23 protein-coding genes are annotated in these 24,716 nt (G+C 74.1%); 12 read left to right on the top strand and 11 right to left on the bottom strand.

Annotated features, from left to right (window positions below; all coding sequences use genetic code 11):
- Positions 1 to 138 precede the first annotated feature (138 nt).
- The gene (locus BRM1_RS04100) at positions 139 to 438 is read left to right on the top strand and encodes a DUF4193 domain-containing protein (protein ID WP_160954169.1); all 300 of its coding nucleotides are present in this window, start codon (positions 139 to 141) and stop codon (positions 436 to 438) included.
- Positions 439 to 578: 140 nt separating this feature from the next.
- Here BRM1_RS04100 and BRM1_RS04095 read toward each other — a convergent pair whose 3' ends face one another.
- Positions 579 to 1,037, bottom strand: a complete 459-nt coding sequence (locus BRM1_RS04095; RefSeq protein ID WP_268528555.1) for a DUF3093 domain-containing protein — start codon at positions 1,035 to 1,037, stop codon at positions 579 to 581.
- Between the two features lie 70 nt (positions 1,038 to 1,107).
- Between BRM1_RS04095 and dut the strand changes: the two genes are divergently transcribed.
- The 3 genes from dut to BRM1_RS04080 all read left to right on the top strand — a co-directional run bounded on the left by dut (position 1,108) and on the right by BRM1_RS04080 (position 2,874).
- A complete protein-coding gene (gene dut / locus BRM1_RS04090) occupies positions 1,108 to 1,566 on the top strand; it encodes a dUTP diphosphatase (protein ID WP_268528552.1) in 459 nt (152 codons plus the stop codon).
- Positions 1,567 to 1,647: 81 nt separating this feature from the next.
- Positions 1,648 to 2,502 carry a DUF3710 domain-containing protein gene (locus BRM1_RS04085; RefSeq protein ID WP_268528549.1) on the top strand — a complete coding sequence of 285 codons (855 nt, stop codon included), beginning with the start codon at positions 1,648 to 1,650 and terminating at the stop codon, positions 2,500 to 2,502.
- A complete protein-coding gene (locus BRM1_RS04080) occupies positions 2,503 to 2,874 on the top strand; it encodes an OB-fold nucleic acid binding domain-containing protein (RefSeq protein ID WP_160954165.1) in 372 nt (123 codons plus the stop codon).
- Between the two features lie 67 nt (positions 2,875 to 2,941).
- Here the strand turns inward: BRM1_RS04080 and BRM1_RS04075 are convergent, their stop codons facing one another.
- Together BRM1_RS04075 and BRM1_RS04070 are read right to left on the bottom strand one after the other, a co-directional pair.
- On the bottom strand, positions 2,942 to 3,748 hold the full coding sequence (locus BRM1_RS04075; RefSeq protein ID WP_268528546.1) for a potassium channel family protein: 807 nt from the start codon (positions 3,746 to 3,748) through the stop codon (positions 2,942 to 2,944).
- Positions 3,745 to 4,413, bottom strand: coding sequence for a potassium channel family protein (locus BRM1_RS04070; protein ID WP_160954163.1), 669 nt, complete (start codon positions 4,411 to 4,413; stop codon positions 3,745 to 3,747). Before BRM1_RS04070 ends, BRM1_RS04075 begins: the two co-directional genes overlap by 4 nt.
- A 41-nt stretch (positions 4,414 to 4,454) precedes the next feature.
- On the opposite strand from BRM1_RS04070, the gene BRM1_RS04065 reads away from it, so the two are divergent.
- From BRM1_RS04065 to acnA, 3 genes are all read left to right on the top strand, one after another.
- Positions 4,455 to 6,470, top strand: a complete 2,016-nt coding sequence (locus BRM1_RS04065) for an APC family permease (protein ID WP_326958020.1) — start codon at positions 4,455 to 4,457, stop codon at positions 6,468 to 6,470.
- Entirely contained in the window at positions 6,467 to 7,879 is a 1,413-nt protein-coding gene (locus tag BRM1_RS04060) for a class I SAM-dependent RNA methyltransferase (RefSeq protein WP_268528542.1), read from the top strand. The genes BRM1_RS04065 and BRM1_RS04060 overlap by 4 nt, the downstream gene beginning before the upstream one ends.
- A 285-nt stretch (positions 7,880 to 8,164) precedes the next feature.
- Complete coding sequence (acnA, locus tag BRM1_RS04055; protein ID WP_268528540.1) at positions 8,165 to 10,846, top strand: aconitate hydratase AcnA; 2,682 nt, start codon at positions 8,165 to 8,167, stop codon at positions 10,844 to 10,846.
- Between the two features lie 155 nt (positions 10,847 to 11,001).
- Here acnA and BRM1_RS04050 read toward each other — a convergent pair whose 3' ends face one another.
- On the bottom strand, positions 11,002 to 11,874 hold the full coding sequence (locus BRM1_RS04050; RefSeq protein ID WP_160954146.1) for a GNAT family N-acetyltransferase: 873 nt from the start codon (positions 11,872 to 11,874) through the stop codon (positions 11,002 to 11,004).
- Positions 11,875 to 11,981: 107 nt separating this feature from the next.
- Positions 11,982 to 13,523, bottom strand: a complete 1,542-nt coding sequence (locus tag BRM1_RS04045) for a DUF5129 domain-containing protein (protein ID WP_268528538.1) — start codon at positions 13,521 to 13,523, stop codon at positions 11,982 to 11,984.
- 251 nt (positions 13,524 to 13,774) lie between these two features.
- On the opposite strand from BRM1_RS04045, the gene dxs reads away from it, so the two are divergent.
- On the top strand, positions 13,775 to 15,742 hold the full coding sequence (gene dxs, locus BRM1_RS04040; protein WP_268528535.1) for a 1-deoxy-D-xylulose-5-phosphate synthase: 1,968 nt from the start codon (positions 13,775 to 13,777) through the stop codon (positions 15,740 to 15,742).
- 73 nt (positions 15,743 to 15,815) lie between these two features.
- On the opposite strand, the gene BRM1_RS04035 is transcribed toward dxs, so the two are convergent.
- Both BRM1_RS04035 and BRM1_RS04030 read right to left on the bottom strand, forming a co-directional pair.
- Positions 15,816 to 17,009 (bottom strand): HRDC domain-containing protein, encoded by a 1,194-nt coding sequence (locus BRM1_RS04035; protein WP_160954149.1) that lies wholly within the window; start codon positions 17,007 to 17,009, stop codon positions 15,816 to 15,818.
- The gene (locus BRM1_RS04030) at positions 17,006 to 17,668 is read right to left on the bottom strand and encodes a DUF3000 domain-containing protein (protein ID WP_268528532.1); all 663 of its coding nucleotides are present in this window, start codon (positions 17,666 to 17,668) and stop codon (positions 17,006 to 17,008) included. The genes BRM1_RS04035 and BRM1_RS04030 overlap by 4 nt, the downstream gene beginning before the upstream one ends.
- 125 nt (positions 17,669 to 17,793) lie before the next feature.
- On the opposite strand from BRM1_RS04030, the gene BRM1_RS04025 reads away from it, so the two are divergent.
- The 4 genes from BRM1_RS04025 (at position 17,794) to hemQ (ending at position 21,855) form a co-directional block, all read left to right on the top strand.
- The gene (locus tag BRM1_RS04025) at positions 17,794 to 18,291 is read left to right on the top strand and encodes a flavin reductase family protein (RefSeq protein ID WP_268528529.1); all 498 of its coding nucleotides are present in this window, start codon (positions 17,794 to 17,796) and stop codon (positions 18,289 to 18,291) included.
- Between the two features lie 124 nt (positions 18,292 to 18,415).
- Positions 18,416 to 19,504: a uroporphyrinogen decarboxylase gene (hemE, locus tag BRM1_RS04020; protein WP_235936532.1), complete on the top strand. Its 1,089-nt coding sequence runs from the start codon at positions 18,416 to 18,418 to the stop codon at positions 19,502 to 19,504.
- Position 19,505: 1 nt separating this feature from the next.
- Positions 19,506 to 21,137, top strand: a complete 1,632-nt coding sequence (gene hemG / locus BRM1_RS04015; protein WP_268528525.1) for a protoporphyrinogen oxidase — start codon at positions 19,506 to 19,508, stop codon at positions 21,135 to 21,137.
- Positions 21,138 to 21,144: 7 nt separating this feature from the next.
- Positions 21,145 to 21,855 (top strand): hydrogen peroxide-dependent heme synthase, encoded by a 711-nt coding sequence (hemQ, locus tag BRM1_RS04010; protein ID WP_268528521.1) that lies wholly within the window; start codon positions 21,145 to 21,147, stop codon positions 21,853 to 21,855.
- Here the strand turns inward: hemQ and BRM1_RS04005 are convergent.
- The 4 genes from BRM1_RS04005 to msrB are packed head-to-tail and all read right to left on the bottom strand — an operon-like array spanning position 21,836 to position 24,703.
- Positions 21,836 to 22,729 carry a DUF817 domain-containing protein gene (locus BRM1_RS04005; protein ID WP_442864341.1) on the bottom strand — a complete coding sequence of 298 codons (894 nt, stop codon included), beginning with the start codon at positions 22,727 to 22,729 and terminating at the stop codon, positions 21,836 to 21,838. The genes hemQ and BRM1_RS04005 overlap by 20 nt on opposite strands.
- The gene (locus BRM1_RS04000) at positions 22,726 to 23,670 is read right to left on the bottom strand and encodes a TIGR01777 family oxidoreductase (RefSeq protein ID WP_268528519.1); all 945 of its coding nucleotides are present in this window, start codon (positions 23,668 to 23,670) and stop codon (positions 22,726 to 22,728) included. Before BRM1_RS04000 ends, BRM1_RS04005 begins: the two co-directional genes overlap by 4 nt.
- On the bottom strand, positions 23,667 to 24,233 hold the full coding sequence (locus BRM1_RS03995) for a GNAT family N-acetyltransferase (protein WP_268528516.1): 567 nt from the start codon (positions 24,231 to 24,233) through the stop codon (positions 23,667 to 23,669). Before BRM1_RS03995 ends, BRM1_RS04000 begins: the two co-directional genes overlap by 4 nt.
- A 38-nt stretch (positions 24,234 to 24,271) precedes the next feature.
- Entirely contained in the window at positions 24,272 to 24,703 is a 432-nt protein-coding gene (gene msrB, locus BRM1_RS03990) for a peptide-methionine (R)-S-oxide reductase MsrB (protein WP_268528513.1), read from the bottom strand.
- Positions 24,704 to 24,716: the final 13 nt, after the last annotated feature.

Raw genomic sequence — 24,716 nt, 5'->3', positions numbered from 1 at the left:
ATTCGGCGGGTGCGGAAACTGCTCGGCAAAAGCCCTTGCCACATGCGGTGCTGTAGTGGACAATGCGAGGGAAGTTGTGCGGTGGGGCCCTTTCACCGCAAGTGCACCACCAGAGAATGCGGAGTGTGATCCGGGCAGATGGCAACAGACTACGACGTCCCGCGCAAGCAGGACGAGGAACTCAGCAGCGACTCGATCGAGGAGCTCAAGGCTCAGCGCAACCAGCAGCAGGCGAGCCAGGTCGACGAGGACGAGGCGCAGGTGGCCGAGGGCTTCGAGCTGCCCGGTGCGGACCTGTCGAACGAAGAGCTCTCCGTGCGCGTGCTGCCCAAGCAGAATGACGAGTTCACCTGCATGGAGTGCTTCCTCGTGCGCCATCGCTCGCAGCTGGCCGAGGACAACGGCGGGGTGCTCATCTGCACCGACTGCGCGGGCTGAGCGCCCGGGCGCAGCGGCGCAGCGACCACCGATAACGGCGAATCCCCTTCCGCGGAAGGGGGTTCGATTGCGCTCGGGGAGGATGGAGCCGGGCACTGCCGGCCGGGAATGCGCCGCCCGGCGCCGCCGGCCGGCTGGCCTCAGCCGCGCAGCGCGGCCGCCAGCTCTTCGGGGCGGCGCGTGGAGACGATCCAGTACGGGGTCGGATCGGCAGGGTCGGCGATGTCGATGCGCACGGCGGGCCCGATCCACGGACGGGTCATGAGGAACGCGCGGGCATCGAGCCGGAAGCCGCGCGCCTCGAACGCCTGCTGCTTGTCCAGGGGCGTGACCTCGCCCAAAAGCGCCCGCTCGATGTGGGCGACCCCGGCGTAGAGCTCGCGATCGGTGACGACGACCGATTTGATGGTGGCGCGCAGCGCGAGCACGAGCAGTGCGAACGTGATGAGCGGGACGATGAGCCCGCCCCAGTGCCAGACCGGATAGACCATGACCGCGGTCATGGCCGCGAGCACCGCGGCGACGAACCACCAGGCGGGGGTGGGGCCCAGCCGTTCGGAGTAGCGGACGGTCGATCCCGTGTGAGTCTGCGGTGCCATGGCCCCATTGTCCCACGGGCGCCCCGCACGCGCTGGCAACCGCGGGCGGGGAAGACTAGAGTCCGGACACGTGACGACCAACAGCGTGAGCGTCGAGCTCAAGCGCCTCGATCCGGACCTGCCGCTGCCCGCCTACGGCCGTGCCGGCGATGCGGGCGCGGACCTGTGCTCCGGCGAGGACTTCGTCCTCCAGCCGTTCGAGCGGCGCACCGTGCCCACGGGGGTCGCGATCGCCCTGCCCGCGGGCTATGCCGGCTTCGTCCACCCCCGCTCCGGCCTGGCGAGCAGGCACGGGGTGACGCTCGTCAACGCGCCGGGCACGATCGACGCCGGCTACCGCGGCGAGATCCGCGTGCCCCTCATCAACCTCGACCCGCACGAGCCGGCCGCGATCTCGCGGGGCGACCGGATCGCCCAGCTCGTCGTCCAGCCGGTGGCCCACGCGCACTTCGAAGTCGTCGGCGACCTGGAGGCCAGCGAGCGCGGAGCGCGCGGGTTCGGCTCCACCGGCGGGTTCGGGCGCGCCTGAGCGCAGCCGCCCCCCGGCCGCGGCCCAGCGCCGCGCAGCACCCACGAAGACCACAGGCAAGCAGACACAGGAGGCACCACGATGGGCATCTTCAGCCGCCGCAAGCGCCGCGCACAGCCCGAGGCAGTCGAGGAGAACCCGGCCGTCGAGGACTCCGCAGCCGAGGAGGGCTCCGCGGCACCCGACGACTCCGCAGCCGAGGACGCGCCGGAGCAGGGCGCCGCAGCACCGGGCGGCGGTGCGCAGTCCGCACGGGCCGCCCAGGCAGCCGCCGATGCGGATGACGACGACGAGTTCGCCAAGGAGGCGCCCCTCGACCGCCTGGAGGCGGGGCCCTGGGACGCCCAGGAGGATGCGGACCCGGAGCTCAACCGCCTGGAGCTGGGCGCGCTGAGCGTGCCCGTCATCGACGGCATGCAGATCCAGCTCGAGGCGGAGGAAGACTCGGGGCAGATCATGGCGGTCTCCCTCATCCACGCCGGCGGCAGCCTGCAGCTGCAGGCCTTCGCGGCCCCGAAGAGCGAGGGCCTGTGGCGCGAGGTGCGCGAGCAGATCGCGCAGAACATCGCCGCGGCCGGGGGCGAGGCGCGCGAGCTCTACACCGCTGTGGGCACCGAGCTCATCGCGAAGATCCCGGCGGTCGACGAGGAGGGCAACGAGGGGTTCCGCCCCGCGCGCTTCCTGGGCGTCGACGGTCCGCGCTGGTTCCTGCGCGGCGTGCTCGGCGGGGCCGGCGCGGTCGACGACGAGGTGCGCGCCGCCCTCGTCGAGGTCTTCCGGGGCATCATCGTCGAGCGCGGCACGGAGGCCATGCCCCCGCGCGAGGTCCTGCCGATCACCCCGCCGAACGTGGGCGAGGAGCCCGAGGCCGACGCGCAGGACGACGACGGCTTCGATCCGTTCGAGCGCGGCCCCGAGATCACCGAGGTTCGCTGAGTGGCCTCCCTCCGGGCGCTGCTCGAGCGCTTCGGGTCCACCGAGGAGGCCGCCGAGCGCGACGACCGGCGCCGCTCCAGCCTGCCGGACTGCTGCGCGATCGGCGCCGCGGCCGCTCGCGAGCCGGTGCGCCTGGCCGGCGTCATCGCCTCGGTCACCCGCTCGGTGGCCGAGGAGGCGCCGCGCTGCGATGTGGTCGTCAGCGACGGCACGGGCTCGGTCGAGGCGCGCTTCCTGGGCCGGCGCGACATCCCCGGCATCGCCCCCGGCCGCGTCATCGTCGTGACGGGCCGCTGCTGCGACCGCGGCGGCCGGCTGCGCCTGCTCAACCCCGCCTACGAGCTCGTCGAGCGCTCCGCGGAACGGCTGTAGGCACGCGGCGGGGCGGCAGGCGCGCCCCGCGGGCGCTGCCCGGCGCGGACCTGTGCGGACGCCGGCGCTAGGCGCGCTCGGCGTCGCCCCCGGCCTCCTCGAGGTCGGCGGGCACCTCGGCCGCGCCGTCTGCGCCTTCTCCGCCGTTGCCTTCGCTGGAGTCGTCTGCGCCGTCGTCGTCGGCCCGCCGGTCGGCCTCGGGTGCGGCCTCCGACTCCTCGGCCCCCAGCAGCGTGCGCAGCCGCGCCTCGCCCTCCGGCGCGGCGAGGAAGAAGAGCTCGTCGGCGCCCACGATGAGGTCGTCGGCTGTGGGGGCGAAGGCCCGGCCGCTGCGCACGATCGCCACGAGCACGGAGTCCGCGGGCCAGGTGATGTCGCCCACGCGCCGGTCCTCCACGGAGGCCGTGTGGTGGACGGTGAACTCCATGAGCGTCGCCCGCCCGCGCTCCAGGCTGAGCAGGTGGACGAGCCCGCCCACCTCGACGGCCTCCTCGACGAGCGCGGTCATGAGGCGCGGGGTGGAGACCGCGACGTCGACGCCCCAGTTCGCGTCGAAGAGCCACTCGTTGCGCGGGTTGTTCACCCGGGCGACCGTGCGCGGCACGCCGAACTCCGTCTTCGCCAGCAGGCTGAGCACGAGGTTGGTCTTGTCGTCCCCGGTGGCGGCCACGACGACATCGGCGCGGGCGAGGTCCGCGTCCTCGAGGCCGCCCAGTTCGCACGCGTCGCCGAGCAGCCACGCGGCACCCGGCACGCGGTCGCGGCGGATGGCGTCCTTGCTGCGGTCGATGAGCAGCGCTTCGTGGCCCTTGCCCAGCAGCTCGCGGGCCACGGAGCGGCCCACGGAGCCGGCGCCGGCGATGACGACCTTCATTCGGCGTCCTCCTCGATGGGCTGGTCGAGCGCGCGCACGATCTCCTCGAGGTCGGGCTGGGCGCACATGAGGTGCACGAGGTCGCCCTCCTGGACGAGCATGCCGGGCTTGGGCAGCAGGCCCTCGCCCGCGCGGGTGACGAAGCAGACCCGCGCCTCGACGGCGGATTCGATCTGGGCCACCGGCCGGGCGATCCAGTCCGGGTTCAGGTGCACCTCGGCGAGCACCATCCGACCGGAGGAGTCGCGGAACTCCGTGGCCGCGCCCTGGGGGATGAGGCGGCGCAGCATCTGGTCGGCAGTCCAGCGCACGGTGGCGACGGTGGGGATGCCCAGGCGCTCGAAGATCTGCGCGCGGCGCGGATCGTAGATGCGCGCGGCGACGTTGGCCACGCCGAACGTCTCGCGCGCCACGCGGGCGGCGAGGATGTTCGAGTTGTCCCCGCTCGAGACGGCGGCGAACGCGTAGGCGTCGCCGGTGCGGGCCCGGGTCAGGGTGTCGCGGTCGAAGCCCAGCCCCGTGATCGTCGAGCCGGAGAAGTCCTTGCCCAGCCGGACGAACGCGTCCGGGTTCTGGTCGACGACGGACACCGAGTGCCCGTAGGAGTCCAGCGAGCGCGCCAGCGAGGCGCCCACGCGACCGCAGCCCATGACGACGAAGTGCATGCGGGGGCCATCCCTTCCCGGGTGATCTACGATGGGCTGTCGTGGGTTTCTCTGATGCCGTCAAAAGACTACTCGTCGGGCGCCCGTTCCGCAGTGACCGGTTCCGACGCGAAGTCCTGCCCAAGCGCATCGCGATGCCCGTCTTCGCCTCCGACATGCTCTCCTCCGTGGCCTACGCCCCGGACGAGATCCTCCTCGCCCTCTCGCTCAGCGGCGCGGTGGCCCTCACCGCCTCCCCGTGGATCGGCCTGGCAGTGGGCGCCGTCATCCTCGTGCTCGTCCTGTGCTACCGCCTCAACCTGCGCGCCTACCCGGGCGGGGGCGGTGACTACGAGGTCGCCTCGCGCAACCTCGGCACGCGGGCGGGGCGGGCGGTCGCCGCGGCCCTGCTCGTCGACTACGTCCTCACGCTCGCCGTCTCGCTCACCGTCTTCGCAAGCTATGTGGGCACCGCGGTGCCGGCCCTCAAGCCGTTCCGGGTCGAGGTGGCGATCCTCGGCATCCTCGTCGTCACGGTCGTGGGCCTGCGCGGCTGGCGCGGGATCCGGCGGGTGCTCGCCATCCCCACCTACCTCTTCCTCGCCGCCGTCATCGCCACGATCATCGTGGGCATCGTGCGCGTGGCCAGCGGGGACGTGCCCACTGCCGCGACGAGCGGACTGAGCGTCATCGCCCCGGACGGCGAGCCCGGGCCCCTGCACGGCGCGGCCGCCGCCTTCATCGTGCTACGCGCCTTCTCCTCCGGCTCGGTGGCGGTTGCGGGCATCGAGACCGTCGCGACCGCCGTGCCGAACTTCGCCAAGCCGCGCGGGCGCAACGCCGCGAACACGCTGCTGCTCACGGGCCTGCTGTCGGCCGGCATGCTCATCGGGCTGACCTGGCTGACCGCCCGCCTGGGGGTGAAGTTCGTCGCGGACCCCGCGCACTCGCTCGCCGGCCCGGGCGGCACCGCGGTGGCCCACGCGGATCAGGACCCGGTCATCGGCCAGATCGCCGGGGCCGTCTTCTCCGGTGCGCCCGCGCTGGCGCTCATCGTCGTCATCGTCACCGCGCTCGTGCTCCTCGGGGCCGCCAACACCGCCGTCGAGGGGTTCCCGGGGCTGGCCTCCCGCCTGGCGCGCGACGGATTCGTGCCCCGCCAGCTCGCCACCCGCGGGGACCGCCTGACGTTCTCCAACGGCATCCTCCTGCTCTCCGCGGCCGCCGTCGTCCTCGTCCTCGGCTTCCAGGCGCGCGCCACGGATCTCATCGAGCTCTACCTCGTGGGCGTCTTCCTGTCCTTCGCACTCGGCCAGCTGGGCATGGTCAGGCACTGGTCGCGGCGGATCCGGCGGATCGTCTCCGGGCCCGCCCGGCGGCGCATGATGGCCGCGCGCGCGGTCAACGCGCTGGGCCTGGGCCTCGTGGGCGCCGTGCTGCTCGTGGTGCTCGTGTCGAAGTTCACCCACGGCGCGTGGATCGCGGTGGCCGCGATGGTCGTGCTCTACGCCCTCATGGGCCTCGTGCGGCGCCACTACGCCCGCGTGGACGCCGAACTGCGCGCCAGCCCCGACGACACGACCGCGCGCACCCTGCCGGCGAACACGCACGCCGTCGTCGTCGTCACGGCCATCCACAAGCCCACGCTGCGCGCGCTGGCCTACGCCCGCGCCACGCGCCCCACCTACGTGAATGCGATCTGCGTGGCCGTCGACGAGGAGGCGGCCGAGCGCCTGCAGCGGCGTTGGGACGAGATGGCGCTGCCGGTGCCGCTCACGGTGCTCGGCTCGCCCTACCGCGAGCTCGTGCGCCCGGTCATGAACTACATCGCGCGGATCCGGCGCCGCTCGCCGCGCGACCTCGTCATCGTCTACATCCCGCAGTACATCGTGGGCCGCTGGTGGGAGAACATCCTGCACAACCAGACGGTGCTGCGCCTGAAGTCCCGGCTGCTCTTCGTGCCCAACGTCGTCGTGGCCAGCGTGCCGTGGCGCCTGCGCTCGTTCGACCGCAACCGCGAGGCGCTCGTCGCCCGCAGCGGCGACATCGACGAGGACGTCCTGGGGACCATGCGGTGAGCGGGCCCGCGGATGCGCCCGCGCCCGGCGGGCTGAGCGTGGGGGCCGAGCTCGTGCTCAGGCCCGAGGCGAGTGCGGCCGGGGGCCAGGCGCTCGCGCGCACACCGGACGGCGTCGTCTTCGTCTCCGGCGCTATTCCGGGCGAGGAGGTGCGCGCGCGGGTGCACGAGGTCCGCCGCGGGTTCGCCAGGGCCGCCGTGCTCGAGGTGCTCGAGGCCTCCCCGCACCGCGTGCCCGACCGGCGGCTGGCGCTCGGCGCCGCCGGCGCCGGCGGCATGGAGTTCGCCCACGTGGAGCTGGCCCACTCGCGCGCGCTCAAGGCCGCGGCGCTGGGCGACCAGCTGCGCCGGATCGGCGGCATCGACGTGCCGGTCGACCTCATTCCGGCCCCCGGGGAGGCCGCGGCCGAGGCGGCGGCGCCCGCCGGCGCGCCCGCGGCGCAGCGGGCCGGGCTGGGGTGGCGCACGCGCGTCCAGCTGGCCGTGGATCCCGCAGGCACACCCGGGGCCCATGCCGCGGGCTCGCACGACGTGGTCCCGGTCGCCACCCTGCCCCTGGCCGTGCCGGAGCTCGAGGCGCTGGGCCTCCACCGGCTCTCCCTGCCCGGCGCCGAGCGCGTCGAGATGGCCGTGGGCAGCGGGCCGGAGCCGACCGGGGCGGTCATCGTCAGCGGTGCGCCCTCCGCTCCCGCGCTCACGGCGGTGCGCACGGCCCTGGGGCGCGCGCAGGGGGAGTGGAGCCTGTTCGCGCGCGCCGGCGGGCAGCGCAATCGCGGCGGCCGCGGTCGCGGCCGCGCGCGGGGCCGGGGCTCGGGCGCCGCCGCGGACCCGCAGCTCCTGGCCGGCGACGGCCGGGTGGCCGAGCAGGTGACCGGGGCGCAGGGTGCGCCCCTGCGCTTTCGGCTGCGCGGCGACGGCTTCTGGCAGGTCCACCGCGACGCCGCCCAGGTGCTCGCCGATGCGGTCGCAGCGGCCGCCGGCGGGGCCGGGTCCGTGCTCGACCTGTACTGCGGCGCCGGCCTGTTCTCCGTGCGGCTGGCGGCGCAGCCCGGCGTGCGCGTCCACGGCATCGAGGGCTCTGCGGCCGCGATCGCCGCCGCCCGCGACAGCGCCGCGGCCAACGGCACGGCCGCGACGTTCGCCGCGGCCCGCATCGAATCGCTCGAGCGGCTGCCGGAGGCGCAGGCCGTCGTCGTCGACCCGCCGCGCGCGGGGCTGGGCGCGCGGGTGGTCGAGGCCATCCTCGCCTCGCCGGCCGAGCGCCTGGTCTACGTCTCCTGCGACGGGGCGACGTTCGCCCGCGATGCCCGGGGACTGGCGGCGGGCGGGTTCGCTCTGGCATCATTCGCCGCCCACGACCTCTTCCCGCTCACCGCCCATCAGGAGACGGTGGCCGTCTTCGCCCGCTGAGCCCCTCGGGGCCCCTGCAAGACCGGCCGTCCGGCGCCGGTGCGGACGCCCGGCCGGCCCGCGCCTCGGCGGCGGAAACGGCAGTCTTCCCAGCGTGCGCGCGGTGTTGCGTAATTGCCCGCGCGCGCCCTCGCACCGGGACCCGCCCAGGGCGCGCGTTCGTTGGATTCGCGCGGGGCGATGCGGTAAGATTTACCTTGACGTCAAGATACTTTAGGGCACACAAACGTTGTTTAAATCGGCGCAGGCGCTGGGTATCGCGAGCAGACGAACAGGAGATTCACGATGAGCAACGTCGACACGTTCGGGTCGAAGAGCACCCTCGAAGTCGGCGGCAAGTCCTACGAGATCTACCGCCTCGACGCGGTCAAGGGCTCGGAGAAGCTGCCGTACAGCCTCAAGGTGCTGCTGGAGAACCTCCTGCGCACCGAAGACGGCGCCAACATCACCGAGGAGCACATCCGCGCCCTCGCCGAGTGGGACCCGAACGCCGATCCGAGCGTCGAGATCCAGTTCACCCCCGCCCGCGTGGTCATGCAGGACTTCACCGGCGTGCCCTGCATCGTCGACCTCGCCACGATGCGCGAGGCCGTCGACGGCTTCGGCGGCGACCCGGCGAAGATCAACCCGCTGGCCCCGGCCGAGCTCGTCATCGACCACTCCGTGCAGATCGACTCGTTCGGCTCCGAGGACTCAATCCAGCGCAACATGGACATCGAGTACGAGCGCAACGGCGAGCGCTACCAGTTCCTGCGCTGGGGCCAGACCGCCTTCGACGACTTCAAGGTCGTCCCGCCCGGAATGGGCATCGTCCACCAGGTCAACATCGAGTACCTGGCGCGCGTCGTCATGGCCCGCGAGGTGGGCGGCGTGACCCGCGCCTACCCGGACACCCTCGTCGGCACCGACTCGCACACGACGATGGTCAACGGCCTGGGTGTCCTGGGCTGGGGCGTGGGCGGCATCGAGGCCGAGGCCGCGATGCTCGGCCAGCCGGTCTCCATGCTCATCCCGCGCGTCGTGGGCTTCAAGCTCACCGGCGAGATCCCCTCGGGCGTCACCGCCACCGACGTCGTGCTCACGATCACCGACATGCTCCGCCAGCACGGCGTGGTGGGCAAGTTCGTCGAGTTCTACGGCAAGGGCGTCTCCGCCGTGCCGCTGGCCAATCGCGCGACGATCGGCAACATGAGCCCCGAGTTCGGCTCGACCGCGGCGATGTTCCCCGTCGACGAGGTCACGATGGGCTACCTGCGCCTGACCGGCCGCTCCCAGGAGCAGCTCGACCTCGTCGAGGCCTATGCCAAGGAGCAGGGCCTGTGGCACAACCCGGACGAGGAGGTCGCCTACTCGGAGTACCTCGAGCTCGACCTCTCCACCGTCGTGCCCTCGATCTCCGGGCCCAAGCGCCCCCAGGACCGCATCGAGCTCTCCGACGCCAAGTCGCAGTTCGCCAAGGACATCCACAACTACGCCAAGACCGGCGAGGAGGAGAAGTCCGCCGAGGTCTCGATGCCCGACGGCCGCGAGTTCGAGCTCAAGAACGGCGCCGTGGCGATCGCCTCGATCACCTCGTGCACGAACACCTCGAACCCCTCGGTCATGATGGCCGCGGGCCTGCTGGCCCGCAACGCCCGCAAGCGCGGCCTGACCTCCAAGCCGTGGGTGAAGACCTCCGTGGCCCCCGGCTCCAGGGTCGTCACGGACTACTACACGAAGGCCGGCGTCGTCCCGGACCTCGAGGCGCTGAACTTCTACATCGTGGGCTACGGCTGCACGACGTGCATCGGCAACTCCGGCCCGCTCGAGCCGGAGATCTCGCAGACCATCCAGGACGAGGACCTCTCGGTCACCGCCGTGCTGTCGGGCAACCGCAACTTCGAGGGCCGTATCAGCCCCGACGTGAAGATGAACTACCTGGCCTCCCCGCCGCTCGTCATCGCCTACGCGCTGGCCGGCACGATGGACTTCGACTTCGACCACCAGCCCCTGGGCAAGGACGAGGACGGCGTCGAGGTCTACCTCAAGGACATCTGGCCCTCCCCGGAGGAGGTCGAGTCCGTCATCGACGAGTCGATCTCGACGGACATGTACCACGAGGAGTACGGCACGATCTTCGACGGCGACGAGCGCTGGCAGCAGCTCGACACCCCCGAGGGCAAGGTCTTCGAGTGGGATGAGAAGTCGACCTACGTGCGCAAGCCCCCGTACTTCGAGGGCATGGACCGCGAGCCGCAGCCGGTCAGCGACATCTCCGGCGCCCGCGTGCTCGCGAAGCTCGGCGACTCGGTCACGACCGACCACATCTCGCCGGCCGGCTCGTTCAAGGCCGATACGCCCGCGGGCAAGTACCTCATCGAGAACGGCGTCGAGCGCAAGGACTTCAACTCCTACGGCTCGCGCCGCGGCAACCACGAGGTCATGATCCGTGGCACGTTCGCCAACATCCGCCTGCAGAACCAGCTGCTCGACGGCGTGCAGGGCGGCTTCACCCGCGACTTCACGCAGGACGGCGGCCCGCAGACCACCATCTACGATGCGTCGGTCAATTACCAGGAGGCGGGCATCCCGCTCGTCGTCCTGGGCGGCAAGGAGTACGGCTCCGGGTCCTCGCGCGACTGGGCGGCCAAGGGCACGAAGCTCCTGGGCGTCTCCGCGGTCATCGCGCAGAGCTTCGAGCGCATCCACCGTTCGAACCTCATCGGCATGGGCGTCCTGCCCCTGCAGTTCCCGGCCGGCGAATCCGCCGACAGCCTGGGCATCGACGGCACGGAGACGTTCGACATCGCCGGCGTCGAGGAGCTCAACGAGGGCCGTACCCCCGCCGCACTCACCGTGACCGCCACGAAGGAGGACGGCACGAAGACCGAGTTCGAGGCCGTCGTGCGCATCGACACCCCGGGTGAGGCCGACTACTACCGCAACGGCGGCATCCTGCAGTACGTGCTGCGCTCGCTCATCGACTGAGCTGGCCCGTCCGGCAGTGCCGGACCGCATGCGCGCAGGGCGCCGAGGAGTCAGACTCCCCGGCGCCCTTCGCGCGTGCGGGTATGGCTGTGCCCCCGCGGGATCAGGCCGCCGGCTCGCGCTCCGGCGCTTGGCCTCAACCGCTTCCGCGGGTCTCAGGCGCTGCCGGGTGCGGCCTCGGTGCCGGGTGCGCCCGCGGTGCCGCCGGCCGCGGTGTCGTTCGCTGCGGGCGGGGGCTCGCCGGCGAAGAAGGCGGCGAGTTCTGCGCTGCCGCGCACCTGCACGGTCCACTCCGGGCGGCGGAAGTCCGTGGCGGCCAGGCGCAGCTCGACTTGGGTCTCCGGGGCGGTGCCGTGGGCGTCGACCACCCGCGTGGTGCCCACCCGCTCGTAGCCCTGGGTGGCGGAGACGGCGAGCGAGGCCGCGTTCCAGTCATAGGCGCCGGATTCGGCAAAGGCGGCGCCGAAGTGGTCGAAGGCCCACAGCAGCATGGCCGCGCGCATCTCGCTGCCGTAGCCGTTGCCCTGCTCATCGGCGCGCAGCCAGCTGGCCGAGGTCACCGTGGCCAGCACGGGCCAGTCGCGGGCGCCCACGTCCTGCATGCCGATGAGACGGCCCTCGCCGCCGTCGGAGTCGCGCAGGAACACCGCGAGGAACAGGTACCAGTCGTTGGGGCCCACGGCCGCCCGCTTCGACCACAGCCACGGCAGGGAGCTGCGCGCGAGCTCCGCCGGCGGCTGCTCGTTCCAGGCGTGGGCGAACGGGTTGCGCGCGGTGCGGACGACACCGGAGGCGGCGGCCGCGACGTAGGCGGGGAAGTCGGCCTCGCGGACGAGGCGCAGCACGAGCCGCGGGGAGACGATCCGCAGTCCGAACGGCGGCCACAGGCGCCCCAGGGCGTCCACGCCGCCCGGGGCATCGACCTCGTCCGCGCCGTCTGGTCCCGCCGGCCGGGCGGGATCGGGCGCATCGCGGCGAGGCTCATCGTGGGCAGTGGCTTCACGGGCGGCGGCAGGCGGTTCGCTCATGGCCGCATGCTACCGCCGCGCTGGCCCGGCCCCGGGGCTCAGGCACCCGGCCATCCCCGCGCCCGGCTGCCCAGTCGCCCGGCCGCTCAGCGGCCCGGCCCGGCCGCTCAGAAGCTCGAGGAGCTCCCGGCGCCGCTGAAGCCGCCGGCCGAACCGCCGTAGCCGGTCGTGTAGCCGCCCCCGCTCACCCCGGCGGAGCCGGGGGACTGGGCGCTCTGGTAGTTCTGCATGCCGATGCTCCAGCCAGCGGCGTAGGCGGTGGGGACGAACACGGAGCCGCGATCGACGAACCCCGTGAGCGAGGAGCTGCGCTCGGCCTCCCGGCGCCGGCGCTGCTCGATGCCCTCCCGGATGCACTTGGCCTGGCGGGCATCGGCCGGCAGGGTCTCCTCGAGGATCCGGTTCATCCGCTGGCTCAGCTGCGCGCGCAGCTGGCCGATGCGCACGAGGCCCGCATCCACCTCGGCGGCCGAGCCGGTGATGCCGCGGGTCTCGATCTCCTCGAGCTCGGCGAGCGCCTCCTGGGCGAACTCCGCGAGGTCCATCCGGGCCGCATCCGAGGCGCGGAACCGGATCGCGGAGTCCGTGAGCGCCGAGCGCAGGAACGTGCGGGTCTCGTCGACCTCCTCGCTCCACACCGCCTGCCAGCCCTCGTCGCGGCCGTACAGGCGCGCGGAGCGCTCGACCATCCGCGCCTCAGTACGCAGCTGCGCCGTGTCCGCCTCGAGGGTGCGGATGCGCCGGCGCAGGCGGGGGTTGAGCCCGCCGAGCGCCACGATGGGGGTGGAGGCGATCGCATCGCGCAGCCCGAGCAGGCTCTCGTAGCGGCGCAGCAGGTCCGCGGCGGCGGCGCGCACGTGGGCGCCGAAGCCCGCATCGGGGATGAACTCGGTGCTGCGCGCGCGCTCGTCGATGTCGCGGGTGCCGTCGTCGAAGGCGACGGCCGCCTGCCCGAACCGCCGGCGCAGCCCGGTGAGCAGGTAGGCGCTGAACGCGAGCAGGCACGCGAGGATCACAGCGACGCTCACGGCCAGGGCGGGGCTGGCCCACAGCGGCCGGGCCAGGAGGCCCGTGCCCGCGCGGGCGGTGTCGACGATGCCCTGCGTCCAGTTGCGCTCGCGGAAGGCGTCCTTGCCCGCATCCTGGATGTCGCGCTGCGCGCCGTTCGAGACCTTGAGGTCCTCGCCCATGTAGACGCCGATGTCGCCGTGCGGCTCGGAGCCCGCGGAGCCGTCGGCGGTGACGGAGAGCGCGATGAGGAAGACGCCATCGGCCCACACCCGGCCGTCCGCGCTGAGCAGGTCCGCGTCGGGGTGCGCGCGCGCCCAGGACAGCGTCTTCTCGTTGAGGTTCTGGCCGGCCGCGCCGCGGTCGGCGATGACGACGATGCGCGTGGGCCGGTAGGCGCGCAGCCCGGACGCGGCCTCCCGAATCCCCGTGGGGTCGAGGAGGCCGCTGGAGTCCTCGACCTCGACACCCGTCACCGGGGCATCGGGGCGGCCGGCGACGAGGACGGCCGCCGCGGCGGCGAAGACCGCGAGGATGAGGGCCGCGGCTAGCAGCTGGGCGGCGCGCACACGGCGGGCGAAGGTCACCGCCGCGCCCGAGGCGCTGGTCGCCTGGGCGGGGGAGGCGGAAGCTGTCGACATCCCTCCATGGTGCCGCATCCGGCCACCGGAGGCGGCACAGGCTCCGGGCGTCTTCGCCGCTCGCGGAGCCGCCGCGCGGGCACTCTGGTGGCCCCCCGGTCGCCTCCCAGGCACCCCGCTGGCACCCCACCGGCGCCCCGCCGGTGGGGCGCCGCGGGCGAACACCGGGCGAACGGCGGCTAAACTTGGACCCCGACCGACATGCAGCGCGCCGGACCCAGCGAGCCGGCGCCGGCAGGCAGGAGGCACGGGTGACGTTCCTGGAGCACATCTCCGGACCGGAGGATGTCAAGGCGCTCAGCGGCGCCGAATGCGAGGTGCTGGCCAAGGAGATCCGCGACTTCCTCATCACGAGCGTCGCCGGGACCGGCGGCCACCTGGGGCCGAACCTGGGCGTCGTCGAGCTCACCACCGCGCTCCACCGCGCCTTCGACTCCCCGCGCGACACGATCCTCTTCGACGTCGGCCACCAGTCCTACGTGCACAAGCTGCTGACCGGCCGCGCCGCCCGGTTCGACACGCTGCGCCAGCGCGGCGGCCTGTCCGGCTACCCCTCGCGCGCGGAGAGCGAGCACGACGTCGTGGAGAACTCGCACGCCTCGGCGGCCCTGTCCTGGGCAGACGGCATCGCGAAGGCCCACCAGCTGCGCGGCGAGGCCGAGCGCAGCGTCGTCACCGTCGTGGGCGACGGCGCGCTCACCGGCGGCATGGCCTGGGAGGCGCTCAACACGATCGCCGCGGACCGTTCGACGCCCCCGCGCCGCCTCGTCATCGTCGTCAACGACAACGGCCGCTCCTACGCGCCCACGGTGGGCGGATTCGCCGAGCACCTGGACTTCCTGCGCACCCGCCCGGGCTACGAGAAGCTCCTGAGCTGGGGCCGCGACCGGCTCCAGCAGTCCGGCTCGCCGGGCCGCGCCGCCTACACCGCCATGCACGGCGTCAAGCGCGGGCTCAAGGACATGGTCGTCGGCGCCGCCGGCGGATCCGGGTCCTCGGCGCCGGCCACGGGCATGTTCGACGAGCTCGGCATCAAGTACGTCGGGCCGGTCGACGGGCACGACCTCGTCGCGCTCGAGCGCGCGCTCACGTGGGCCCGTGAGTACGCGCAGGGCCCCGTGATCGTCCACGCCATCACCCAGAAGGGCCACGGGTACGCTCCCGCGCTCGAGGACGACGCCGACCAGTTCCACGCGGTGGGCGTCATCGACCCGCGCACCGGCAAGGCCCAGCCCGCGGCGGGGGCCTCGTGGACGTCCGTGTTCTCCGAGGCGATCGTCGCGGCCGCGCGCGAGCGCGAGGACCTCGTCGCGATCACCGCGGCCATGCTCATCCCGGTGGGCCTCGCGGCGATGGCCGCGGAGTTCCCGGAGCGGGTCTTCGACGTCGGCATCGCCGAGCAGCACGCCGTCGCCTCGGCCGCCGGCCTGTCCTACGGCGGGCTGCACCCGGTGGTCTGCCTCTACGCGACGTTCCTCAACCGGGCCTTCGACCAGGTCCTCATGGACGTCGCGCTGCACCGGCAGGGCGTGACGTTCGTCCTCGACCGCGCCGGCGTCACCGGACCGGACGGGGCCAGCCACCACGGCGTGTGGGACATGGCGATGCTGCGCATCGTGCCGGGCCTGCGCCTGGCCGCCCCGCGCGATGCCCAGCGCCTGAGCGAGGAGTTCGACGAGGCCATCGCCGTCGACGACGGCCCGACCGTCGTCCGCTTCTCCCGCGGCACCGTGGGCGCCGAGGTGCCCGCGCTCGAGCGCACGCCGGACGGGGCGGACATCCTCGCCCGGCCCGCCGAGAAGCTGGCCGACGACGTCCTCATCGTGTCCGTGGGCGCGCTGGCCGAGCGCGCCCTCGAGGTGCGCGCGGAGCTCGCCCGCCGTTCGATCGGCGCGACGGTGCTCGACCCGCGCTGGGTGCTGCCGGTGCCGGGCTCCGTGCTGCGGATGGGCTCCGAGCACGCGCTCGTGGCCGTCATCGAGGACGGGGTGCGCACGGGCGGCATCGGCTCCCAGATCCGCCAGGACCTACGCGACGACGACACCCGCACCGGGGTCGTCGAGCTGGGCGTGCCCGGCGAGTTCCTGCCCCACGGCACCCGCGGGGAGGTGCTCGGCTACGCCGGGCTCGATGTCGCGGACATGGTGGAGTCGATCGTGCGCATGCTCCCCGCGGAGGTGCAGCGGCGCGCCGCGCGCGCCTCGACGCGGGCCGTCTGAGGCCCCACCGCCCGAACTCGGCTCGGGAGCGCCGCGCCCGCCGCTACGCGCCCGCCGCTGCTCGCCGCGGCCGCTACGCGCCCGCCGCGGCGAGCGCTGCGGCCGTGTGCTCGACCTGCCACGGGCGGGCGCCCTGAGCCGTGAGGAACGCGGCCACCGCCTCGGCGTCGCCCACCTCCGGCTGCGCCGCGAGGGCCTTGACGTAGCGCGGGGTCAGCAGCACGTCGTGGGCCATGCCGAGCTCGGCCGCGACCTGCGCGACGGCGGCCTTCATCCGCCCCAGGCGGTCCTTGACGACCTCCCGGTCGACGCGGCCCCCGGGCTGCCGGTCATCGGGCGCGCGGCGCGGGGGCATCTGCTCATCGGGCAGCTTGTCCGCGGCGGCGAGGGCGTGGAAGAGCAGCCGCGCATCGGCCGGGGTGGGCCGCCTGTGCCCGCGCATGCGCTGCAGATCCGCCGCCGAGCGCAGGTTCGCCTGGGCGTAGGCGATGAGCATGCGGTCGGCGACGATGCGGCTGGGCGCCACGTCGCGCTCCTCGGCGAGGTCGTCGCGCACGGCCCACATGGCGCGCACGCGGCCCAGCGCGCGCCGCGACTTCAGGGCGCCCAGCCCGTGGGTGCGCCGCCACGGCTCCGCGTGCTCGGCGGGGCGGAAGCCGCGCAGGTGCTCGAACTCCTGGCGGGCGAATTCGGACTTGCCCTCGTCGGCCAGGCGCTGGGCCAGCGCCGCGCGCAGCTCGTCGAGCAGCTCGACGTCGAGCGCCGCGTAGGCCAGCCAGTCGGCCGGCAGCGGGCGGGCCGACCAGTCGACGTTCGAGTGCTCCTTGGCCAGCCGCACGCCCAGGAACTCGCCCACGAGGGAGGCGAGGCCGAAGTGGGCGGTGCCGAGCAGGCGGGCGGCGAGCTCGGTGTCGAAGAGGCGGTCGGGGCGCATGCCCACCTCGGCGAGGCACGGCAGGTCCTGCGTCGCCGCGTGCAGGATCCACTCCGTGCCGCGCAGCGCCGCGTCGATGGGGCTCAGGTCGCCCAGCGCCTCGGGGTCGAGCAGGACGATGCCGGCCCCGGCGCGCTTGAGCTGGATGAGGAAGGCACGGCCCCCGTAGCGGATGCCCGAGGCGCGCTCGGCATCGACGCCCACCGCACCGGTGCCGGCGGCCAGGGCGGCCGCGGCGGCGGCCATGCCCTCGGCGGTGTCGATGACGGGGGGCACGCCGCCCGCGGGGCGCTCGAGCAGCGGCAGGGACTCGTCGACGCGGTTCGAGCTCACCGGCGGCGCCCCGGCAGGGGAGTCACGCCGGCGGGCAGCGGCGGCAGGCCGGCCGCCGTGGACAGCAGCGCCACCCAGGCCTCGAGGTGGTCGCCGATCCGCTCGGGCGCCGCGAGCACCGGCGTCCACGAGGCGCGCATCTCCAGGTCGATGGTCGAGGGGCGCTCGGCCAGCGTGCCGAAGCTCTCCGAGAGCACGCGGGTGGTCGTCCCGCCCATGCTGAGCGCCTCGCACTCGGCGTCCTCGAGAGCCTCCGTGAGCCATGACCAGGCTACGGAGCCGAGCATCGCCTCGTGGCCGAGGTCGCGCTCGAGTTCGGCGCGGATATAGCTGACGATGCGGAAGGCCCCGCCCCACTCCGCGGGGGCGGCGGGGTCGTAGAGGACCACGATGCGCCCGGTGGCGAGCTCGTCCGGCTCGTCCTCGCCCGCATCCACCGGCCCCGTGGGCGCGGCCACCGGGGCGGGGTGCGCCCCGGCCGGCGGGGCAGCGGGGCCGGCGAAGACCTCGGCGCCCAGGGCCAGCGCCCACGGCGCCAGCCTGCCGGGCGCGGGGATCTCCGCAATCGTCACGTGGGGGGTGCTCACGGCTTCGCGGAGCACGGCGGCGGCCCGGTCGAAGTCCGCCGGGATCCGCTTGAGCTCTGAGGGCGCAGTCACGCGCTCCACGATAGGACCCCGCGGCCGCCCAGCCCAGGAACCACGCCGGGAGCGTAGAGTTCTGCGCGGGCGGCCGCCCGCGCCGGCGCCCCCTCCCAGCTCCCGGCCCAGAAGAAGGTCTCACCGTGGCGGTCGATCCCCGCGCCTACAAGCACGCATTCGCCAACCATCCGGCCGGCGTGGCCGTCATCACCGCGCAGACGCCCGAGGGCCCCTTCGGCCTCACGGCCTCGAGCGTGGCCAGCGTCTCCCTCGACCCGGCGGCGCTCGTGTTCTCCGTGACGAGCTCGCGCGGCTCGGCCTCGAAGGTGCTGGGCGCGCAGCGCTTCGCGGTCAACCTCCTCAACGCCTCCCAGGTGGGCATCGCGCGCTCCTTCGCCGTGCCCGGCGCGCCCCGCTTCACGCCGGAGCAGGGCTGGCTCGAGCTGCCCGGCGGCCAGCTCGTGCTGCCCACGGCCCACGCCGCCCTCCTGTGCCACAGTCTCGAGCAGGTGCCCGTGGGCGATTCGACGGTCGTCGTCGCGGCGATCGACGACATCGTCGTCGACACCCCCGGCAGGCCCCTCGTCTACGTCAACCGCGTGTTCCACGGCCTCACGGCGGACACCCCGCTGCCCGAATGAGCGGCGGACACCCCGCTGCTCGAATGAGCGGCGTCCGGCCCACCGCAGGGGCGGTGCTGAGACGCCCGCGCTCAGCTCCCGGCCCGGTTCGCCCCCAGCCCGGCGGTCTGAGACGATGACTGCCATGCCCGCGCAGACCCCAGCCAGCCCAGCCCCGGCGCCCACCGTCCTCGAGGCTGCGGCCCTGTCCCAGCCGGTCGAGCACACCCCGGTCTGGTTCATGCGCCAGGCCGGCCGTTCCCTGCCGGAGTACCGCGCCGTGCGCGAGGGCACGACCATGCTGGGCGCCTGCCGCACCCCGGAGCTCGTCGCGGAGATCACGCTGCAGCCGGTGCGCCGCCACGGGGTGGACGCCGCCATCTTCTTCTCCGACATCGTCGTGCCCCTCCAGGCGGCCGGCATCGACGTGGAGATCCAGCCGGGCGTGGGCCCGGTCATCGCCAGCCCCGTGCGCACCGCCGCGGACGTGGCCGCGCTGCCGGCCCTCGAGCCCGAGGCGCTGGCCGACATCGCCGAGTCCGTGCGCCTGAGCGTCCAGGGCCTCGAGGCCCACCCGGGCGTGCCGCTCATCGGGTTCGCGGGAGCGCCGTTCACCCTGGCCAGCTACCTCATCGAGGGCGGGCCCAGCAAGAACCACGAGAAGACGAAGGCGATGATGCTCGGTGCCCCGCAGCTCTTCGACGCGCTGCTGGCCAAGCTCGCCGCCATCTCCGCGACCTTCCTCGACGTGCAGCTGGCCAGCGGGGCGCGGGCGTTCCAGCTCTTCGACTCGTGGGCCGGCTACCTGGGACCGGCCGACTACGAGCGCGCCGTGCTGCCGCACTCGGCGGCCGTCTTCGCCGCGCTGGCCCACCACCGCGTCCCCAGCTTCCACTTCGGCGTGCAGACCGGCGAGCTGCTGCGGCCCATGAGCCGCGCCGGCTCGACCGCGCTGGGCGTCGACTTCCGCGTCGAGCTCGCCGCCGCGTCGGCCCGGGCGCAGCCCGGCCAGGCGCTGCAGGGCAACCTGGACCCCGCCATGCTGTTCGCCGACTGGGAGGCGCTGCGCCCCCGCGTCGAGGCCACCGTGCGCCAGGGCCTCGCCCACGACGGCGGCTACGTCTTCAACCTGGGCCACGGCGTGCTGCCGGGCACCGACCCGCGGGTGCCGGGACTCATCGTCGAGGAGGTCCACCGCGTGTCCCGCGAGGTCCTCGCCGAGCGCGGAGCCTGACATGCCCGCCCCGCAGACCTCGCGTACGCTGCCCGTGCCGTCGGCCCGGCCCCGCCGCATCGCGGTGGTGGGCGGGGGCATCTCCGGGCTGAGCGCCGCGTGGGCTGCCCACCGGGCCGACCCGGGCGCGGAGATCGTCGTGCTGGAGGCCGGCGCCCAGCTGGGCGGCTGCCTGCGCCACACCGACCTGGGCGGCTGGGCCGGTGCAGGCGCCGATGCCGGGGCCGAGGCGAGCCTCGCCGTGCGCCCCGAGGTCCGCGGGCTCGCCGCCGAGCTGGGCCTCGAGCCCGTCTTCCCGGATCCCGCCCAGGCCTCGCAGCTCTACCTGGACGGCGCCATGCACCCGATGCCGCAGGGCACCCTCATGGGCGTGCCCGGCGACCCGGAGGCGCTGCGCGGGCTGCTGCCGGCCGCGGACGTTGAGCGGGTGGGCGCCGAGGTGCTCACGGCCCCCGTGGCGGGGGACACGGCCGTGGGCGAGTTCCTCGCCGCCCGGTTGGGCGACGCCGTCGTGGACCGCGTCATCGACCCCCTCGTGGGCGGGGTCTACGCCGGCCGCTGCCGCGAGCTCTCGCTCGCGGCCACCGTGCCCGCGCTGCTGCCGGCTGCCCGGGAGGGCACCTCGGTGCTCGAGGCGGTGCGCGCGGTGCGCGCCGAGCGCAGCGCCGCCCGCGGTGCGAACGTGCCCGGCACGCAGGCGGCCCACGCGGCCCCGGTGTTCCTCAGCTTCCGCGGCGGCATCTCCGCGCTCGTGCCCGCCCTCGAGGCCGCGCTGCGCGCGGCGGGGGTGCGCGTGCGCACCGGCACCCGCGTCGAGGCGCTGGCCCCGCGCCCGGAGCGCCGCGGCCGCGCGGGCCGCCCAGGCGGCTGGGAGCTGGCGCTGCGCGCCGAGGGCGCCCGCCGGGGCTCGCTGGCCTTCGGCGGGGCACACGAGGCGCTGCGCGTCGACGACGTCGTCCTCGCCGTGCCCGCCCACGCCGCGGCCCCGCTGCTCTCCGGCGCCGCCGAGTCCGCGGAGCCCACAGCGGCGGCCGGCGAGCCGAGCACGGCCGCCGGTGTGCACGCCGCGGCCCTCGCAGCCGCCGCGCACCGTCTCGCCGCTGTGCCCTACGCCGATTCCGCGCTCGTCACCGCCGTCCTGCGCACCCGCGGCGAGCTCAGGGGCTCGGGCTTCCTCGTCCCGCCGGTCGAGGAGACGTTCATCAAGGCCTCGACCTACGCCTCGAACAAGTGGCCGTGGCTGGCCGCCGAGCTGCCCGCCGGCCATGCGGTCGTGCGCATGAGCATCGGCCGCCACGGCGACGCGCACTGGCAGCGGCTGCCCGATGCGGAGCTCGCCGAGCGCGCGCTCGCCGACTGGATGGCCATCACGGGCCGCGCCGACACCGTCGTCCACACCGAGGTGCAGCGCTGGACGGCCGCGCTGCCCCAGTACGCCCCGGGCCACCTCGAGGCGGCAGCGGACCTCGATGCCGTGCTCGGCTCCGTCCCCGGGCTCGCCCTGGCCGGCTCCGCCCTGGACGGCGTGGGCATCCCCGCCTGCATCGCGCGGGCCCGCACGGCGGTCGGGCGCCTCCTGCGCCCCGCACGGTCCACCTCCCCGCACGTCGAACACCACCAACCGAAGGAGTGACACGCACATGAGCGGCTACTCGCAGCCCAGCGCCGAGCAGATCGAGAAGTACAACAAGGAGATCCGCTACATCGGCTACTCCGTCTTCGCCGCCGGCGGGGACATCGACGACGCCGACCGCGCCGCGCTCGCCGCGGAGGTCGTCGACGGCCTGGCCCGCCTCGAGAGCGAGGGCCTTGTGGTCCGCGGCACCTACGACGTCTCCGCCCTGCGCGCGGACGCGGACATCATGTTCTGGTGGCACGCGCCCAGCGTCGAGGTCATCCAGCGGGCCTACTCGGTGGTGCGCCGCTCGCTGCTGGGCTCCATCCTCGAGCCGGTCTGGTCGGTCGTCGGCATGCACCGCCCCGCGGAGTTCAACAAGTCCCACCTGCCCGCCCTGCTCACCGACGCCGAGGCCGGGGACTACCTGTGCGTCTACCCGTTCGTGCGCTCCTACGACTGGTACCTCCTCGATCCCGAGGAGCGCTCAGCCATGCTGCGCGAGCACGGCCAGGCGGCCGCGGGCTACAAGGACATCAAGGCGAACACGATCTCCTCGTTCGCCCTGGGCGACTACGAGTTCCTCCTCGCATTCGAGGCCGAGCGGCTCGACCGCATCGTCGATCTCATGCGCGACCTGCGCAACACCCGCGCCCGGCTGCACGTGCGCGAGGAGATCCCCTTCTACACGGGCCCGCGCCGCAGCCTGGCCGACATCATCGCCGGCTGGCGCTGAGCCCGGGCGCGTCCTCCGGGGCCTGCGGGCGGCTGACGAGGGTGACGAGGAAGACGCTGAGCTGCATGAGCAGGAACCAGCTGCCGAGCTTCGCGATCGACACCGGATGCCAGCCGCCCGCCTGGTCCGGGTAGGCCCACGCGCCGGCGGCCGTGCCGATGTTCTCCGCGAGCCAGATGAAGACGGCGACGAGCGCGAACGCGACGACGACCGGCATCCGGCCGGTGGTGCGCCGCACCCGGAACGTCATGGTGCAGCGGCCGTAGGCGAGCACGACGGCGGCCACGAGGCACCAGCGGGCGTCCCAGATCCAGTGGTGGGCGAAGAAGTTGGCATAGGCCGCGGCCGCGAGCGCCCCCGCCAGCCACAGCGGCGGGAAGCGGGTGAAGCGCAGGTCGAACAGGCGCATCACCCGCATGAGGTAGGAGCCCACCGCGGCGTACATGAACCCGGTGAACAGGGGGACCGCGCCGATGTGGAGGACCCCGCCGGCCGCGTACTCCCAGGAGCCCGCGTGGGTCTTGAACACCTCCATGGCGGTGCCGGCGACGTGGAAGACGACGATGACGAGCGCCTCGCGGGCGGTCTCGAGGCGCAGGACGAGCATGCCCGCCTGGATGGCCAGCGCCGCGAGGGTGAGGGCGTCGTTGCGTGCCAGGCGTGCCCCAGCCGGGTACCACAGGGCGGCGGCCACAATGCAGGCGAGCATGAGCGCGCCGAACAGGCACGCCCACGCCTGCTTGAGGACGAAGACGCAGAACTCGGTCCAGGGCCCCGAGCGCTGCCCGCGGGCCTCGAGCCGGCGGCGGACGGCGGTGTCGATCCGGTGCTCGGTCGCCGGGCTGTTGGGCCCGTGCGGGGCGGGCGCGCTCACCCGAGCTGGACCGGCAGGAGCCCCCGCCGGGTGCGGGCGGCGAGATCGTCCAGCGCCGCGGGCAGGCGCGGGAAGCGCCACGCGAAGCCGGAGGCGGCCAGCACCTCGGGTTCGACCCAGCGCGACTTGAGGACGAGCTCGGCCTCCGTGCGGATGATCCGCGCCCCGGCGCGCAGCGCCCACGCCGGCAGGGGCACACCGCCGCCGCGGCCGAGGGGCGTGCCGAATGCGCGGCGCACCTGCGCCATGAGCTCCGCGTTGCTCACCGGGTGCTCGGTTGCGACGTTCACGGCCCCGCTGACCCGGTCATCGGCGATGAGGTGGAGCACCGCGCGGGTGAAGTCGTCGACGTGGATCCACGAGAAGACCTGCGCGCCGTCGCCCTCGCGGCCGCCGAAGCCCATGCGCGCGAGGTTGACGATGGGCGCCAGCGCCCCGCCGTCGGGGCCCAGCACGATCGAGGTGCGCAGCGCGATCCGGCGGACGTCCACGGCCGCGTCGAAGAGCTCGCGCTCCCAGGCGCGGGCCACCGCCACGGAGAAGCCGGAGCCCAGCTGGCCGGCGGCTTCCGTCTGCGGCCGGTCGCGGGCATCACGGTAGATCGTGCCCGTGGAGCTGTTGCGCCAGACCGGGGGCGGGGCGTCGCAGGCGGCGATGGCGCGTCCCAGGGCGGCCGTCGTCTCCGTGCGCGAGGAGAAGATCTCGTCGGCCGTGCGCTTCGTGTAGCGGCAGCTCACGGAGCGCCCGGCGAGGTTGAGCACGGCGTCCGAGGCCTCGAGGACCGCGCGGAGGCCCGCCGGGTCGTCCCAGCGGGCGTCCGCACCGGGTGCGCGGCCGATGGTGCGCACCGTCCAGCCCTGGGCGGCGGCGAACCGGGCGACGTGGCCGCCGATGAAACCGCTCGCACCCGCCAGGACGAGGCGCCCCGCGGGGGCCGTCACACCGCCGGGCCCGCCGGGCGGCGCATGGGCAGGTGCGGGATGCCGTCCTCGAGGAACTCGTCGCCGGAGACGGCGAAGCCGAACTTCTCGTAGAAGCCGCGCAGGTGCGCCTGCCCGTTGAGGGTGAGCATCGTCTCCGGGCCGAACTGCTCGACCAGCGCGCCCACGAGCGCGGAGCCGATCCCGCCGGCGCGCACCTCGGGGTCGGCGACGACGCGGCCGATGCTGCGGCCCTCGGGGTGCCCGGCGGGGCCGTCGATGAGGCCGCGGGGCAGCAGCCGGGCGTAGCCGGCGGGCTTGAGCGACAGGCCCGTCTGCTCGCCGTGCGAGTCGCGGAAGGGCACGGGCCCGGTGCGCCCGAGGACGCTGGTCGGCAGGATCGCGTGGAGCGTCTCCGGGTAGAGGTCCACGCCGTCGAGGTCGAGGAAGAGGCATTCCTGCTCGACGACGAAGACCTCCGAGCGCAGCTGCAGGAGGCCGTAGAGGTCCTCCGGGCTCAGCTGGGCGAACGGCGCGATCGTGACATCGGAGGCGGCGAAGCGTCGCGGGCTCTCACTGCTCATGCCACCAGCATAGGCCCGCCCCGGCGGGCCCATGCGGCTCAGCCCTCGTCGAGCGTGAGGCTGATCGAGTTGATGCAGTAGCGGTCGTCGGTGGGCGTGTCATAGCCCTCGCCGTGGAAGACGTGGCCCAGGTGCGAGTCGCAGTTAGCGCAGCGCACCTCGACGCGCTCCATGCTCAGCGAGGAGTCCGTGATGTAGCGCACGGTGTCCTTGGCCAGGGGCGCGTAGAACGACGGCCAGCCGCAGTGCGAGCCGAACTTCTCCTGCGAGGTGAACAGCTTCGCCCCGCATGCCCGGCAGCGATAGGTGCCGGTGGTCGTCGTGTCCGTGTACTCGCCGACGAACGGCCGCTCGGTGCCGCCCTCGCGCAGGACCGCGTACTCCTCGGGGGTGAGGATGTCGCGCCACTGCGCCTCGGTGCGGGTGCCGGTCGGCTCGGCTGGGCCGGCGGGAGTGTGCGGCTGGGTCATGGTGCCTCCTGTG

It is taken from the genome of Brevibacterium sp. BRM-1 (assembly GCF_026802075.1).
GTDB classification, from domain to species: Bacteria; Actinomycetota; Actinomycetes; order Actinomycetales; family Brevibacteriaceae; genus Brevibacterium; species Brevibacterium rongguiense.
The sequence above is the reverse complement of the archived record's forward strand: the minus strand, read 5'-3'. Positions and strand labels throughout refer to the sequence as shown.